This is a genomic window from Pseudomonas sp. LBUM1660 (assembly GCF_059695935.1).
The window spans coordinates 6,112,218-6,126,264 of sequence record NZ_CP166795.1; the positions used below are offsets into that span (position 1 = coordinate 6,112,218).

Below are 14,047 nucleotides of genomic sequence, written 5' to 3' on the forward strand. Positions count from 1 at the left end.
ACGGGATTTCCGCGGGCACACTTTTTTGACCTGCGGTCGCCGCACGGTATAAATCTGACGTCAAAAACAAAATCAGCTTAAAAGTCCCAGGCCCGAGGCGCTAAACTGCCCCTCATCCGCAGACCCCACGTCCGAGCCTCGCGAGCCGGTTTGAGCTGACATGACCCGCACCCATGAAATCCGCCCCGATCTGGACGAGGGAATCGACCGCAAGGTTCTCAGTCAGCTGCGCGCACGTTTTCTGAAGCTCAACGAAGGCCGCATGGCCCGCGCCATGGAAGGGTTGTCGCCCCGCCAGCAAACGGTGCTGACGCTGCTGCCGCTGTTTTTCCACGTGAATCATCCGCTGCTGCCCGGTTATGTGTCGGGCAGCACACCGGCCGGTCTGTCGAGTTTCGAGCCTGACGCCAACGCCCTCGCTGAAGCCCAGCGCCTGACCCGATCGTTTTCCTATAAGCCACGCCACGGCAGCAACCCGCCGCGACCGATCCACGGGCTGTTCCTGATGGGCAGCCTCGGCACCCTGGCCCAGGCCGATCAAAGCGACATGGACGTGTGGGTCTGTCACAGCCCGGACTTGAACGAGAACGAACTCGCCGAGCTGCGCAAAAAGTGCCAGTTGCTTGAGGCCTGGGCCACCAGCCAGGGCGCCGAGGCGCATTTCTTCCTGATCGACCCGGCCCGCTTCGTGCTCGGCGAACGCGATACGCAATTGAGTTCGGAAGACTGCGGCACCACCCAGCACTACCTGCTGCTGGATGAGTTCTACCGCACTGCGATCTGGCTGGCCGGCCGCACGCCGATCTGGTGGCTGGTGCCAGTCTACGAAGAAGCCGCCTACGACCGTTACACCCACACGCTGCTGTCCAAGCGTTTCATCCGCGCAGACGAGTCGCTGGATTTGGGGCATCTGGCCTATATCCCGCCGGGGGAATTCATCGGCGCCGGGCTCTGGCAGTTGTTCAAGGGCATCGAGTCGCCCTACAAGTCCGTGCTCAAACTACTGCTGACCGAGGTTTACGCCAGCGAACACCCGAAGGTTCACTGCTTGAGCTTGCGCTTCAAGCAGGCAGTGTTCGCCAATCAACTGGATCTCGACGAGCTCGACCCCTACATCGTCGTTTACCGGCGCATTGAGGAATACCTCACCGCGCGTGGCGAGCCGGAGCGCCTGGAACTGGTACGCCGTGCGTTGTACCTGAAGGTCAACCGCAAGGTCACTGGCAACAGTCGCACCCAGAGCTGGCAACGTTCACTGCTTGAGCGTCTGGCTCACGAATGGAACTGGGATCAGCGGCAACTGGCGCTGCTCGACAGCCGCAGCCAATGGAAAGTCCGCCAGGTCAGCACCGAACGCCGAGCCTTGGTCAACGAGCTGAACTACAGCTACCGCTTCCTGACCCAGTTCGCCCGCAACGAGCAAACCGTCAGCCTGATCAACAAACGCGACCTCAACGTGCTGGGTCGCAGGCTGTATGCGGCCTTTGAGCGCAAAGCGGACAAAGTCGAGTTCATAAACCCCGGCATCGCCCCGGACTTGGCCGAAGACACCCTGACCCTGGTGCAGGCGCCCAACAAGAAAGAACCCGGGCAAACCCAGTGGGGCTTATACAACGGCAGCCTGGCAGCCCACGAGTGGGAACATTTCGCGCCGATCAAGCGCAGTCGGCAACTGCTGGAGCTGCTCACCTGGTGCCACCGCAATGGCGTGATCGACAGCAGCACCCGCCTCGCCTTGCACCCCGGCACCAGCGATTTGAGCGAGTTCGAACTGTTCAACCTGCTCGGCAGCCTGCAACAAAGCATCGCCCTGCCATTGGCGACGGTCGCCGAAGAGCCATTACTGCGCGCCAGTGTGCCGAGCGAAGTGCTGATTCTGGTGAACGTCGGCGTCGACCCGCTCAAGCATCACCGCGACCTTAATATCCTGATGACCACCGAGCGCACAGATTCCCTGAGCTACGCCGGTGTCCGGGAAAACCTGGTGCTGACCCTGGACCAGGTCACGCTCAACAGCTGGAACGAAGTACTGGTCAATCGCTACGACGGCCCTCACGCCCTGCTTGACTGCCTGCGCGACTACCTCAACAACTTGCCGAACGGTCCACTGCAACCCAGGTTGAGGGTGCGCTGTTTCTGCCACAACCGGGCGCAATTCATCGCCCGGCGAGTCGAAGAGGTCCTCGATACCGCGCAGAACCTGCTGTTGAGCCAGCTCAATCATCGTTACCTGGTTCAGGTCCAGCAGCATTACCACGTGCTGGAGCTGGTGCCCGGCCAGGTCAATCACGTCGCCCTCGCCACGTTGCCAGCGCTGTTCGATTACCTGGGTGAAGAGCTCGCGAGCTACAGCCCGCTGCACCTGGACCCGATGGCACTGGAAGACCACGACCTGGCGCTGATCCTGCCCATGGGCCAGCCCGAATGCATTCAGGTGTTCTACCGAATCACCGAACAGCAGGCGGATCTGTACGTCCTGGACGAGTTCAATGCCCTGTGGCAGCAGCGTTTGCCCTATCACGACGAACAAAGCCTGCTGGTGCCGCTGCAACGGTTCCTGCAATCGATCCAGTACCGACGCGACGCCTTGCTGCCGATGAACGCCGCCCAGCCGCTGAACCTCGACACGATGTATTACCAGCTATTGCCGTCAGGCCCCGGCCGGGCGCGTCGCGTCGAAGCCCGGCCGGCGCCGCAAACCCCGATCAACAAACCGTTCTACGACGTGCAGGCGATCATCGGCAAAGCCGCGCCGGGAGAGGTGCAGGTCACGTTGTATTGCAATCAGCGGGAGTTTTCAGAGCTGGAATATGGCGACCAACTGTTCAGCGTGGTCGCCCAGGAAATCGTCGAGCAGCGCCGGGAAACCGAACGCTATCGCTGCTACATCACCGACCTGGACCTGTCGGGTCTGCTCGGTGATGCTCAGAGCTCAAGTAATTTGTACTTGCGCTACAAGGCCGACCTGGAGCGCGCATTGAATGAGGCGCTCGAGCAGGTCTGAAGGGTTTTACTCCGTGAAAGCGCCGCCATTGGCCGGCTGCGATTCAACTTCCAGCAGGGTCAGTTTCAGGGTCTTGCCGCCCGGAGCCGGCCAGTCGATGTGCTGACCCACTTTCATACCAAGCAAAGCACTGCCAACTGGCGCAAGAATGGAAATTTTGCCTTCGTCAGCATTGGCATCCTTCGGGTAAACCAATGTCAGGTGATAGTCCTTGCCGCTGATTTCTTCACGGCAATGCACCCGGGAGTTCATGGTGACGACATCGGCAGGCACTTCATCGTGACCGACCAGGGTATCGGCGCGATCCAGTTCGGTTTGCAGCGCGATAACGCCCGGCAGCGTGTCGTCCAGGCTGTCGATCAGGCGTTCCAGACGTTGCACGTCCAGACGGGTGAGGGTGATGGAAGGTACGGTCATGATTGAGGCAGACTCCTTTCTTCTGCACAGAAAAAGCAAAACCCCGCCAGAAAAAGGCGGGGTTTTCACGAGCCTCGATGGGTTGAGGCGTTTCTGGACACTATCACAGCTCAATAAATATACAAGTGAGGGGCGACCAAGCCCCTGCGCTGACATTTTGAGAGAGGCTTGCCTGTGGCGAGGGAGCTTGTCGGATCGCCGCACCGTCCCGCTCGGCTGCGCAGCAGTCGTAAGCTTTTTGGGGCCGCTTCGCAGCCCAGCGGAGCAAGCTCCCTTGCCACAAAAGCTCTTATGCCAAGGCTTTGCGCTGGACTGCCTGGGCGCAGATAACCCGGCGGCGATCATCGTCGGCCGAGCGCCATTCGCGGATGTCTTCGACATGGCGAAAACACCCGAGGCAGACTTTCTGTTCGTCCAGCCGACACACACCGCTGCACGGCGAGGGCACCGCCGGGCTGACATTGCTGTAGAGCGGCTTGGGAGGGCGAAGTGGTGCAGGCTGGGTCACGATCTCACAGACCTTCGAAATCGAGCTCGACGTCAGCTTGCTGCTTGACGATGCGTTCAAGCATTTCACCCAACTGTTCTTCACTCTTGTCGCACATCCAGCGCTCGCTTTCGGCGTCGTAATCGAAGTGGAAACCACCGGACACGGCCGCCAGCCACAGCTGCCGCAGCGGTTCCTGACGGCTGAAGATCAACTGGCTGCCGTTTTCGAACTTGACGGTGAGCACACCGGCCGAGCTCTCCAGATCGATATCCAGGCCACTTTCGTCAAAAATATCCTCCAGCGTCTGCTGGGTGGCATCGACCAGATCGTGGAAACGGGCTTCGGTCAAACTCATTACGGCAACCTCAAAAAGTGTCTGTTCACGCTCAAGCGCCGCAAGATACGGGCGAGCCCCGGTGATTGCAAAGGATAACGATCAAGCACTGATATAGGTACATCAAACGCTCCCACAGGGATTACACCTATCTGGCCGGTATCGGGCCAAGCCCCGCCGGACGGGAGCTGCGTTACATAGGCAAGCTGCCGGGTGGCCGGTATACTCCGGCGCAATTAACGCATTTTCAAGGATTTCGCCATGAAGCGCCTGATCTCTTCCCTTGCCGCGCTCCTCGCGGTTGCCTGTCTTGTGTCGGCTTGTGGTCAAAAAGGCCCGCTGTACCTGCCTGACGATTCCCAGGACCCTGCCGAGCAGGCCCAGTCCTCGCAAAAGCAGCCGTCCAAAGCACACAAGCACGACGTCTACCAATAAGGGAACGCCATGGACGCTTTTAACTACCGTGACGGTGAGCTGTTCGCGGAAGGGGTTGCCCTGTCCGCCATCGCCGAGCGCTTTGGCACACCGACTTACGTCTACTCCCGTGCGCACATCGAAGCCCAGTACCTGGCTTACGCCGATGCGCTGACCGGCATGCCGCATCTGGTCTGCTTTGCGGTCAAGGCCAACTCCAACCTGGGTGTACTGAATGTCCTGGCGCGTTTGGGCGCCGGTTTTGACATCGTTTCCCGTGGCGAGCTGGAACGCGTACTGGCCGCTGGCGGCAGCGCCGACAAGATTGTTTTCTCCGGTGTCGGCAAGACCCGTGACGACATGCGTCGCGCCCTGGAAGTTGGCGTCCATTGCTTCAACGTCGAATCCACCGATGAGCTGGAGCGTCTGCAAGTGGTCGCCGCCGAGCTGGGTGTTCGCGCGCCGATCTCGCTGCGTGTGAACCCGGACGTTGATGCCGGCACGCACCCGTACATTTCCACCGGTCTCAAAGAGAACAAGTTCGGCATCGCGATCGCCGACGCCGAAGATGTATACATCCGCGCCGCCCAGTTGCCCAACCTGGAAGTGGTCGGCGTCGATTGCCACATCGGTTCGCAACTGACCACCCTGCCGCCGTTCATCGACGCTCTCGATCGCCTGCTGGGCCTGGTCGACCGCCTTGGCGATTGCGGCATCTACCTGCGCCACATCGATCTCGGTGGCGGTTTGGGCGTGCGCTATCGCGATGAAGAGCCGCCATTGGCTGCCGACTACATCAAAGCCGTGCGCGAGCGTCTCGACGGTCGCGACCTGGCGCTGGTGTTCGAGCCGGGCCGCTTCATCGTCGCCAACGCCGGCGTGCTGCTGACCCAGGTCGAGTACCTCAAGCACACCGAGCACAAAGACTTCGCCATCGTTGACGCGGCCATGAACGACCTGATCCGCCCGGCGCTGTATCAAGCCTGGATGGACGTCACCGCCGTGCGCCCGCGCGCTACCGCTGCTCGCGCCTACGACATCGTCGGCCCGATCTGCGAAACCGGCGACTTCCTGGCCAAGGATCGTGAACTGGCCCTGGAAGAAGGCGACCTGCTGGCCGTGCATTCGGCCGGCGCTTATGGGTTTGTCATGAGTTCCAACTACAACACCCGCGGCCGCGCCGCTGAAGTGTTGGTGGACGGTGATCAGGCATTTGAAGTGCGTCGCCGTGAGACGGTAGCCGAGTTGTTTGCTGGCGAAAGCCTGCTGCCGGAGTAATCCCATGCTGCTGCGTTTTACCAAGATGCACGGCCTGGGCAACGACTTCATGGTCCTCGACCTGGTCAGCCAGCACGCGCACATCCTGCCCAAGCACGCCAAGCAATGGGGCGATCGGCACACCGGCATCGGTTTCGACCAGCTGCTGATCGTCGAAGCGCCGAGCAACCCGGACGTGGACTTCCGCTACCGGATTTTCAACTCCGACGGCTCCGAAGTGGAACAGTGCGGCAACGGTGCGCGCTGTTTCGCCCGCTTCGTACTCGACAAGCGCCTGACCGCCAAGCGGCAGATTCGCGTCGAGACCAAAAGCGGCATCATCGAACTGGATATCCGCAGCGACGGCCAGATCGGTGTCAACATGGGCGCACCGCGCCTGGTGCCGACCGAGATTCCATTCGACGCGCCAGAACAGGCCTTGAGTTATAAGCTCGATGTCGAGGGTACGACCGTCGAACTGGCCGCCGTGTCCATGGGCAACCCCCATGCCGTGCTGCGAGTCAGCGACATCAACAACGCACCGGTGCATGAACTGGGGCCGAAAATCGAACACCATCCGCGCTTCCCGGCGCGGGTCAACGTCGGTTTTCTCCAGGTCATCGACCGCAACCGTGCGCAGTTGCGCGTCTGGGAACGTGGCGCCGGGGAAACCCAGGCCTGCGGAACCGGCGCGTGCGCTGCCGCAGTGGCCGCGATCAGCCAGGGGTGGATGGATTCGCCGCTATTGATCGACCTGCCCGGCGGGCGTCTGTCCATTGAATGGGCAGGCCCTGGCCAACCGGTCATGATGACCGGCCCGGCAGTCCGCGTTTATGAAGGACAAGTGCGTCTTTGAGAGAGTCGAATCCATGAAAGATAAGCCCCAGGTTCCCGCCCCACAGCCCGACGAATCTCCTTCCGAAAGCCTTGAGGCGGCGGCGATTGCCGCGTACCTGGAGGCTCATCCGGATTTCTTCGTCGAGCACGAAGAACTGCTCCCGGCCTTGCGCATTCCGCACCAGCGCGGCGACACCATTTCGCTGGTCGAACGGCAGATGACCATCCTGCGCGACCGCAATATCGAATTGCGTCATCGCCTCTCGCATTTGATGGACGTGGCCCGCGATAACGACCGCCTCTTCGACAAGACCCGTCGCCTGATTCTGGCGCTGATGGATGCCAGCAGCCTGGAAGACGTGGTAATCAGCGTCGAAGACAGTCTGCGCCAGGACTTCCAGGTGCCTTTCGTCAGCCTGATCCTGCTGGGTGACAACCCGATGCCGGTGGGCCGCTGGGTTACCCATGCCGAGGCACAAACAGCCATTGGTGGCTTGCTCTCGGAAGACAAGAGCGTCAGCGGCAGCCTGCGTGAGCACGAACTGGACTTCCTGTTCGGCGAAGAACAGCGCAAGCAGATAGGCTCCACCGCCGTCGTCGCCATCAGTCATCAAGGCATCCACGGCATCCTGGCCATTGCCAGTCGTGACCCGCAACACTACAAAAGTTCGGTCGGTACGCTGTTCCTGAGCTACATCGCCGAAGTCATGGGTCGCGTACTGCCTCGGGTCAACAGTTCCCTGCGCTCGGTACGCTGACCATGGAACGGCAACTGGACGCTTACTGCGAACACCTGCGCAGTGAGCGGCAGGTGTCGCCCCACACGCTGTACGCCTACCGCCGCGACCTCGACAAAGTGCTGGGCTGGTGCGTCAAACAGAACATCAGCAGCTGGGCCGCGCTGGACATTCAGCGCCTGCGCAGCCTGATCGCGCGCCTGCATTCTCAGGGTCAATCGTCCCGCAGCCTGGCTCGACTGCTGTCGGCAGTCCGTGGGCTCTATCATTATTTGAACCGCGAAGGCCTGTGCGATCACGACCCGGCCAACGGCCTGGCGCCGCCCAAGGGCGAACGCCGGCTGCCGAAAACCCTCGATACCGACCGCGCGCTGCAACTGCTTGAAGGCGCGGTGGAAGATGATTTCCTGGCGCGTCGGGATCAGGCGATTCTGGAGCTGTTCTATTCCTCGGGTTTGCGCCTTTCGGAGCTGACCGGGCTCAATCTGGATCAGCTGGATCTGGCCGACGGCATGGTTCAAGTGCTCGGCAAGGGCAGCAAGACTCGACTGCTGCCGGTCGGCAAAAAAGCGCGTGAAGCCCTGGAACTGTGGCTGCCGTTGCGGGCCATGACCAACCCGGCAGACGATGCGGTGTTCGTCAGCCAGCAAGGCCGGCGCCTTGGCCCCCGGGCGATTCAGGTGCGGGTCAAAGCCGCTGGCGAGCGTGAGCTGGGGCAAAACCTGCACCCGCACATGCTGCGGCATTCCTTTGCCAGCCATTTACTGGAATCCTCGCAGGACCTGCGCGCCGTACAGGAATTGCTCGGCCATTCGGACATCAAGACCACCCAGATCTACACCCACCTGGACTTCCAGCACCTGGCTACGGTCTACGACAGCGCCCATCCACGGGCCAAACGCATTAAAGGCGATGACTCATGACCCTCCAATTGATCACCTTCGACCTCGACGACACCCTGTGGGACACCGCCCCGGTGATCGTCAGCGCCGAAGCCATACTGCGTGAATGGCTGACCGAGCACGCACCGAACCTGGGTGCGGTGCCGGTGGAGCATTTGTGGGCTATTCGTGAGCGGATCCTGACCAGCGAACCGAGCCTCAAACACCGCATCAGTGCGTTGCGCCGCCGGGTGCTTTTCCATGCACTGGAAGAGTCCGGATACGACCACGGACAGGCTTCGGCGCTGGCCGACAAGGGTTTTGAAGTGTTCCTGCATGCCCGGCACCAGATCGAGGTATTCCCCGAAGTCGAACCGACGCTGGAAACCCTGGCCAAGCATTACGCCCTGGGTGTGGTCACCAATGGCAACGCCGATGTACGTCGACTGGGGCTGGCGGATTACTTCAAGTTTGCGTTGTGCGCCGAAGACATCGGCATCGCCAAGCCCGATGCGCGCCTGTTTCACGAGGCGTTGCAGCGTGGTGGGGCGACGGCGGCGACGGCGGTGCATATCGGCGATCACCCAGGTGATGACATTGCCGGCGCGCAGCAGGCGGGGTTGCGGGCGATCTGGTTTAACCCGACGGGCAAGGCATGGGAAGCGGACAAGGCGCCGGATGCCGAGGTTCGCAGCCTGACGGAGTTGCCGGCGTTGTTGGCCCTGTGGAATTCCGTTTCGTAGCGTCTTCGAGATCGCCTTCGCGGGCAAGCCTCGCTCCTACAGGATTTGTGTCGCACGCCAATTATGTGAGCGACGCAAAGCCTGTAGGAGCGAGGCTTGCCCGCGAAGAACGATAACGCGGTCTACTTACCCATCCCCCACGAAAAAGCCCGCAGCGACGGCGGGCTTTTTCAGCAAGCAAGGGCAGGCGCTTAGATAGGCCGGCTGCCGTACTTGTTATCAGGCTTCTTGGGAGGATCGGCGACCACATTGGCCTCCACTTCCTGCACCTTGCCGCCCTTGGCCAAAAACTCTTCCATGGCCCGCGCGAGAGCATCGCGTTCCTTGTTCTTGGCTTCGACGCTCGGCAGCTCATCGACCGATACCGCTGCCTTGGCTTTACCCTTGGCGGTCGGAACGGGCGTTTCACCGCCGTCGTCTTCAGCGACGTCTTCGGCCGCCGCTTCCAGACCTTCTTCGGTTTCGTCGTCGTCGCCTACTTCGAGGTCGTCGTTTTCCAGATCATCGTCGCTCATGTTCTACCTCATGACTTGCGAAAAGCAGATTAGTTATAGCCCAGCTTCACCGTCTGTCGACAGCCGCCGGAAAAATTCAATAACCGCTGGTGACCAGCGGTTCATGCCTCTTCACCGTGCACGGTGGCAAGGACTTTACGGGCACCGCCAAAATCACGGTGCTCGCCCAGATAAACACCTTGCCAGGTCCCTAGCGCCAGTCGGCCTGCCGAAATCGGCAAACTGAGCTGACAGCCAAGCACGCTGGCCTTGAAGTGCGCCGGGAGGTCGTCCAGGCCTTCGTCGTTATGCTCATAGCCGTCTGTTCCTTGTGGGATCAGACGATTGAAAAATCGTTCGAAGTCGCGACGTACCGCCGGATCGGCGTTCTCGTTGATGGTCAACGACGCCGAGGTATGCTGCAGCCACAAATGCAACAGACCGACCCGACACGCCCTGAGTTCAGGCAGGCCGGCGAGTAACTCGTCCGTTACCAGATGAAAGCCCCGGGGCCGTGCCCGCAGGGTAATCAGAGTTTGTTGCCACATACAGTTCTCCGCACGTTCGGGGCGCATTCTAGCGCGCTCAGGGAAAAAACAAAGGCCCTAATATTCCTTCAATCATGTAAGCCATTGGCCGCAGAAAAACGCCCGTCGTAAACGCCACTAAACGTGTACGAAAAAACCTTTCAGCAGTCCCTTCACTGACAAACGCCAGACAAAAAAATGCCCGGCAAGCCGGGCAAGTTTTTTATGCGCGTATTACAAGTTGTAGCCGCGTTCGTTGTGGAGTGCCAGGTCGATGCCGACAGCTTCTTCTTCTTCGGTGATACGCAGCCCCATGACAGCGTCCAGAACCTTGAGAATGATGTAGGTGACGATCGCGGTGTAGATCACCGTGAAGCCCACGCCTTTGCACTGAATCCAGACTTGAGCGGCGATGTCGGTGACGGTGCCGAAACCACCCAGGGACGGTGCGGCGAACACACCGGTCAGGATCGCACCGAGGATACCGCCGATGCCGTGTACACCGAAGGCGTCCAGGGAATCGTCATAACCGAGTTTGCGTTTCAGGGTGGTGGCGCAGAAGAAGCACACCACGCCCGCAGCCAGGCCGATGACCAGAGCGCCCATCGGGCCCACGGTGCCAGCGGCCGGGGTGATGGCGACCAGACCGGCCACAACACCCGAAGCGATACCCAGTGCACTTGGTTTGCCGTGAGTGATCCACTCGGCGAACATCCAGCCCAGTGCCGCGGCGGCGGTTGCGATCTGGGTCACCAGCATCGCCATACCGGCGGTGCCGTTGGCCGCAGCAGCGGAACCGGCGTTGAAACCGAACCAGCCTACCCACAGCATGGCGGCGCCCATCAAGGTGTAACCGAGATTGTGCGGGGCCATCGGAGTGGTCGGGAAGCCTTTACGCTTGCCGAGCACGATGCACGCAACCAGACCGGCCACACCGGCGTTGATGTGCACCACGGTGCCGCCCGCGAAGTCGAGCACACCCCAATCCCACATCAGGCCGCCGTTGCCGGACCAGACCATGTGCGCAATCGGTGCATAAACCAGGGTGAACCACACGCCCATAAAGATCAGCATGGCGGAGAACTTCATCCGCTCGGCGAAGGCACCGACGATCAGCGCAGGGGTGATGATGGCGAAGGTCATCTGGAAGGTGATGAACACCGCCTCAGGGAACAGCGCCGCAGGACCGGTCAGGCTCGACGGCGTGACACCGGCGAGGAATGCCTTGCCCATGCCACCGAAGAACGAGTTGAAGTTGACGACGCCCTGCTCCATGCCGGTGGTGTCGAACGCGATGCTGTAGCCATAAATGACCCACAGAATGCTGATCAGACCGGTAATGGCGAAGCACTGCATCATCACGGAAAGAATGTTTTTGGAGCGAACCATGCCGCCGTAGAACAGCGCGAGGCCGGGAATGGTCATGAACAGCACGAGGGCTGTCGAGGTCATCATCCAGGCGGTATCGCCGGAGTTGAGGACTGGGGCCGCCACTTCGTCTGCCGCCATAGCCAGGCTGGGCATTACGAGGGACAACAGGGCTCCTAGCCCTGCGAATTTACGCAGAGTCATATTGTTTTCTCCTGGGGCGTTGGGTTTGTGGCGGCGTTTAAATCGCGTCGGTATCGGTTTCGCCGGTACGGATGCGAATCGCCTGTTCCAGATTGACCACGAAGATCTTGCCGTCACCGATCTTGCCGGTGTTGGCGGCCTTGGTTATCGCCTCGATAACCCGGTCCAGATCCTTGTCGTCAATGGCGACATCGATCTTCACCTTGGGCAGGAAATCGACCACGTATTCCGCGCCGCGATACAGCTCGGTGTGACCCTTCTGCCGACCGAAGCCTTTGACTTCAGTAACGGTAATGCCCTGCACGCCGATCTCGGACAGCGATTCGCGCACGTCGTCCAGTTTGAACGGCTTGATGATGGCAGTGACTAGCTTCATGAAAACTCTCTCCCGAATTGGTGGACTTGCCCCAGGAAAACAAACCCGGCTCAAGTCTAAGCGCAGTGCCTGGCTTTGTAACGCATCGTCGGCCTTACCTGCCCGTCCGACGCCAGCTAACCGCTCCTCACGAAACAACTCCCCGTTCCGCTTGGCGCACTGCATTCGTCACAGCGACTGCATCAGTGCATGGGTTACTACTGACTAAGCAGAAAGCTTGCCATCTCGCCAAAACCCACTGAATTCAACCCCTTGACCGCTGCCGACAGCCGCTTCCCTCAATCGGCCCGACGGATACGCACAACAACAGTGCGCGGCCGTCCGTCCCCATGCGCGAAAAGCGTGCATCCCTGCTGTCGGAATTGACTATAGACACTGCGTGATACACTGCCCGCCATTGTTGACAGGACATTTCCCATGCTCGCACCCAAAGACTTCCTCGACGCCCTGACCGGCACCGCCTCCCGCCTCTTCAGCGGCGACACCCCGTTGCCGAAAAGCGAAATTGAAAGCCAGTTCAAGTCTTTGTTGCAGAGCGGCTTCAGCAAGCTGGATCTGGTGAGCCGTGAAGAGTTTGATAGTCAGATGGTTGTGCTCGCACGGACTCGGGTACGGCTGGAGAGTCTTGAGGCGAAAGTTGCGGAGCTGGAAGCGAAGCTCAATCCGCCTGCCGAGTAACACCGCACATCCCCGATGAAATGCGATCCCCTGTGGGAGCGGGCTTGCTCGCGAATAAGGTCACCTCGGTCCTCCAGCCATCCCACACTGGATAGACCACCCTTGTAGGACCTGCCGAAGGCCGCAATCTCCTGATCTGTCGCCCCGCCACCATCTCGGCAACGTCCTACAAAGATCACCACCGCCGTCCGATAGCGCCGCGAAGCCCAGGTTCCTAAGCTCATCCCCAGCTGAATATTTCAGCACTGGGTTTGGCGACCTGGATAGCATCTAAACGCATCGCGACCACGTTCGAATCAGGGAATTATTCCCATCTCGAATTATGGCGGCTGTGCGTGGGAGACCTTCGGGTCTGCCGGTTTCCGGATGCACCGGTTCGCCAACCCGCGCATAGCTGCCACCCTTTTCGTTTGGCGACGATCAGAGGCAGTTTCCTTAATTCGCATCCGGGAGCTGCACCATGAATGAAAACTATCTAATCCCCCACGTCTTCACCCGCCACAAACTCCACCTTCACGCGCTTTTGATCGAAAACCAGCCTTGGTTCAGCGCCCGAGACCTCGGCCGTCTGCTTCGCCTATTCCTCGACGAACGCGCCGTCCGAAAACTCGATCCCGATCAACATCAATCCGCGCGAGTCGTTATCCACGGCACCCTCGATAACACCCTGCTAATCAGCGAATCCGGCGTCTACGCCCTGCTCGTCTACCACTACTGCCCCGAATACCGAGGCCTGCGTGAGTGGCTGACCCACGACGTAGTGCCAGCGCTCAGAGATGCCCAACAACCGACGTCAAGCGAACGCCCGGTCCTGAGTCTGTTGAACTGGCCGGAGATGTCATTGAGTTTGCTGCACTGGAATAATCAGCCATGGATTCGGTTGCAGGATGTTCCGCAACTGTTGCCGAGCGGAGAGCAGACGCAGCGCCCGGTCAACGTGCCATGGTGGAAAAAAGCTTCGCGAGCGCTGCATTCGCTTTAAGCGCTCATCCACGCTCGATTTCGGCGCTGCGATGATCGTAGCTCGATTGCAGATTCAACCAGAATTCGAGCGTGGTATTCAAAAGCATGGATAGCTTCTTCGCCAGACCAACACTGACATCCCTCTGCCGTCTCAGAACGTCGCTCACTTCGGCCTCAGGCTCGCTCAGCGAACGAGCCAAAGCCGCTGTTGTAATGCCAAGTGGTGTCAAAAACTCCTCGCTGAGAATTTCACCAGGATGAATCGGCCGCATTCCAATCCGGTGCATTTACGTCTCCTATGGTTGCGTTTAGCCGTGATCATA

17 protein-coding genes are annotated in these 14,047 nt (G+C 60.2%); 9 read left to right on the plus strand and 8 right to left on the minus strand.

Translation table 11 applies throughout. The features are described 5' to 3' along the window. Positions 1–160 precede the first annotated feature (160 nt). Complete coding sequence (locus ACA068_RS28445; protein ID WP_497306343.1) at positions 161–3,004, plus strand: class I adenylate cyclase; 2,844 nt, start codon at positions 161–163, stop codon at positions 3,002–3,004. Between the two features lie 6 nt (positions 3,005–3,010). Here ACA068_RS28445 and rnk read toward each other — a convergent pair whose 3' ends face one another. The 3 genes from rnk to cyaY form a co-directional block, all read right to left on the minus strand. Continuing rightward, positions 3,011–3,421 (minus strand): nucleoside diphosphate kinase regulator, encoded by a 411-nt coding sequence (rnk, locus tag ACA068_RS28450; RefSeq protein WP_497306345.1) that lies wholly within the window; start codon positions 3,419–3,421, stop codon positions 3,011–3,013. Positions 3,422–3,710: 289 nt separating this feature from the next. Next, positions 3,711–3,929, minus strand: coding sequence for a DUF1289 domain-containing protein (locus ACA068_RS28455; RefSeq protein WP_497306346.1), 219 nt, complete (start codon positions 3,927–3,929; stop codon positions 3,711–3,713). 4 nt (positions 3,930–3,933) lie between these two features. After that, positions 3,934–4,266, minus strand: a complete 333-nt coding sequence (cyaY, locus tag ACA068_RS28460) for an iron donor protein CyaY (RefSeq protein WP_305447385.1) — start codon at positions 4,264–4,266, stop codon at positions 3,934–3,936. Between the two features lie 240 nt (positions 4,267–4,506). Here cyaY and lptM point away from each other — a divergent pair, with 240 nt between their 5' ends. From lptM to ACA068_RS28490, 6 genes are read left to right on the plus strand one after another with little or no spacing between them, the layout of a single operon-like run. Then, the gene (lptM, locus tag ACA068_RS28465; RefSeq protein ID WP_075946461.1) at positions 4,507–4,680 is read left to right on the plus strand and encodes an LPS translocon maturation chaperone LptM; all 174 of its coding nucleotides are present in this window, start codon (positions 4,507–4,509) and stop codon (positions 4,678–4,680) included. A 9-nt stretch (positions 4,681–4,689) separates the two neighbouring features. Then, the gene (gene lysA / locus ACA068_RS28470; RefSeq protein ID WP_497306348.1) at positions 4,690–5,937 is read left to right on the plus strand and encodes a diaminopimelate decarboxylase; all 1,248 of its coding nucleotides are present in this window, start codon (positions 4,690–4,692) and stop codon (positions 5,935–5,937) included. Positions 5,938–5,941: 4 nt separating this feature from the next. Beyond that, positions 5,942–6,772, plus strand: coding sequence for a diaminopimelate epimerase (dapF, locus tag ACA068_RS28475; RefSeq protein ID WP_027926405.1), 831 nt, complete (start codon positions 5,942–5,944; stop codon positions 6,770–6,772). 13 nt (positions 6,773–6,785) lie between these two features. Further along, complete coding sequence (locus ACA068_RS28480; protein WP_497306350.1) at positions 6,786–7,511, plus strand: DUF484 family protein; 726 nt, start codon at positions 6,786–6,788, stop codon at positions 7,509–7,511. Between the two features lie 2 nt (positions 7,512–7,513). Continuing rightward, entirely contained in the window at positions 7,514–8,413 is a 900-nt protein-coding gene (gene xerC, locus ACA068_RS28485) for a tyrosine recombinase XerC (protein WP_090178141.1), read from the plus strand. After that, the gene (locus ACA068_RS28490) at positions 8,410–9,114 is read left to right on the plus strand and encodes an HAD family hydrolase (RefSeq protein ID WP_497306352.1); all 705 of its coding nucleotides are present in this window, start codon (positions 8,410–8,412) and stop codon (positions 9,112–9,114) included. The genes xerC and ACA068_RS28490 overlap by 4 nt, the downstream gene beginning before the upstream one ends. 191 nt (positions 9,115–9,305) lie before the next feature. Here ACA068_RS28490 and sutA read toward each other — a convergent pair whose 3' ends face one another. The 4 genes from sutA to glnK all read right to left on the minus strand — a co-directional run bounded on the left by sutA (position 9,306) and on the right by glnK (position 12,083). After that, the gene (gene sutA, locus ACA068_RS28495) at positions 9,306–9,629 is read right to left on the minus strand and encodes a dormancy-specific transcriptional regulator SutA (RefSeq protein ID WP_094470027.1); all 324 of its coding nucleotides are present in this window, start codon (positions 9,627–9,629) and stop codon (positions 9,306–9,308) included. Positions 9,630–9,730: 101 nt separating this feature from the next. Then, entirely contained in the window at positions 9,731–10,156 is a 426-nt protein-coding gene (locus ACA068_RS28500) for a secondary thiamine-phosphate synthase enzyme YjbQ (RefSeq protein WP_462003227.1), read from the minus strand. A gap of 213 nt (positions 10,157–10,369) precedes the next feature. Beyond that, positions 10,370–11,707 carry an ammonium transporter gene (locus ACA068_RS28505; protein WP_010465110.1) on the minus strand — a complete coding sequence of 446 codons (1,338 nt, stop codon included), beginning with the start codon at positions 11,705–11,707 and terminating at the stop codon, positions 10,370–10,372. Positions 11,708–11,744: 37 nt separating this feature from the next. Further along, entirely contained in the window at positions 11,745–12,083 is a 339-nt protein-coding gene (gene glnK / locus ACA068_RS28510) for a P-II family nitrogen regulator (RefSeq protein ID WP_002555808.1), read from the minus strand. A 417-nt stretch (positions 12,084–12,500) separates the two neighbouring features. Here glnK and ACA068_RS28515 point away from each other — a divergent pair, with 417 nt between their 5' ends. Further along, complete coding sequence (locus tag ACA068_RS28515) at positions 12,501–12,761, plus strand: accessory factor UbiK family protein (RefSeq protein ID WP_497306354.1); 261 nt, start codon at positions 12,501–12,503, stop codon at positions 12,759–12,761. A gap of 460 nt (positions 12,762–13,221) precedes the next feature. After that, positions 13,222–13,743 carry a BRO-N domain-containing protein gene (locus tag ACA068_RS28520; protein WP_497306356.1) on the plus strand — a complete coding sequence of 174 codons (522 nt, stop codon included), beginning with the start codon at positions 13,222–13,224 and terminating at the stop codon, positions 13,741–13,743. A 4-nt stretch (positions 13,744–13,747) separates the two neighbouring features. Here ACA068_RS28520 and ACA068_RS28525 read toward each other — a convergent pair whose 3' ends face one another. Beyond that, complete coding sequence (locus tag ACA068_RS28525) at positions 13,748–14,011, minus strand: HigA family addiction module antitoxin (RefSeq protein ID WP_497306357.1); 264 nt, start codon at positions 14,009–14,011, stop codon at positions 13,748–13,750. Positions 14,012–14,047 lie beyond the last annotated feature (36 nt).

Coding starts and splice junctions, on each gene's coding strand:
- glnK (WP_002555808.1), bottom strand. CDS start 12,083: ATGAAGCTAGTCACTGCCATCATCAAGCCGTTCAAACTGGACGACGTG.
- lptM (WP_075946461.1), top strand. CDS start 4,507: ATGAAGCGCCTGATCTCTTCCCTTGCCGCGCTCCTCGCGGTTGCCTGT.
- ACA068_RS28500 (WP_462003227.1), bottom strand. CDS start 10,156: ATGTGGCAACAAACTCTGATTACCCTGCGGGCACGGCCCCGGGGCTTT.
- rnk (WP_497306345.1), bottom strand. CDS start 3,421: ATGACCGTACCTTCCATCACCCTCACCCGTCTGGACGTGCAACGTCTG.
- ACA068_RS28490 (WP_497306352.1), top strand. CDS start 8,410: ATGACCCTCCAATTGATCACCTTCGACCTCGACGACACCCTGTGGGAC.
- lysA (WP_497306348.1), top strand. CDS start 4,690: ATGGACGCTTTTAACTACCGTGACGGTGAGCTGTTCGCGGAAGGGGTT.
- xerC (WP_090178141.1), top strand. CDS start 7,514: ATGGAACGGCAACTGGACGCTTACTGCGAACACCTGCGCAGTGAGCGG.
- dapF (WP_027926405.1), top strand. CDS start 5,942: ATGCTGCTGCGTTTTACCAAGATGCACGGCCTGGGCAACGACTTCATG.
- sutA (WP_094470027.1), bottom strand. CDS start 9,629: ATGAGCGACGATGATCTGGAAAACGACGACCTCGAAGTAGGCGACGAC.
- ACA068_RS28445 (WP_497306343.1), top strand. CDS start 161: ATGACCCGCACCCATGAAATCCGCCCCGATCTGGACGAGGGAATCGAC.
- ACA068_RS28505 (WP_010465110.1), bottom strand. CDS start 11,707: ATGACTCTGCGTAAATTCGCAGGGCTAGGAGCCCTGTTGTCCCTCGTA.
- ACA068_RS28480 (WP_497306350.1), top strand. CDS start 6,786: ATGAAAGATAAGCCCCAGGTTCCCGCCCCACAGCCCGACGAATCTCCT.
- cyaY (WP_305447385.1), bottom strand. CDS start 4,266: ATGAGTTTGACCGAAGCCCGTTTCCACGATCTGGTCGATGCCACCCAG.
- ACA068_RS28515 (WP_497306354.1), top strand. CDS start 12,501: ATGCTCGCACCCAAAGACTTCCTCGACGCCCTGACCGGCACCGCCTCC.
- ACA068_RS28525 (WP_497306357.1), bottom strand. CDS start 14,011: ATGCACCGGATTGGAATGCGGCCGATTCATCCTGGTGAAATTCTCAGC.
- ACA068_RS28520 (WP_497306356.1), top strand. CDS start 13,222: ATGAATGAAAACTATCTAATCCCCCACGTCTTCACCCGCCACAAACTC.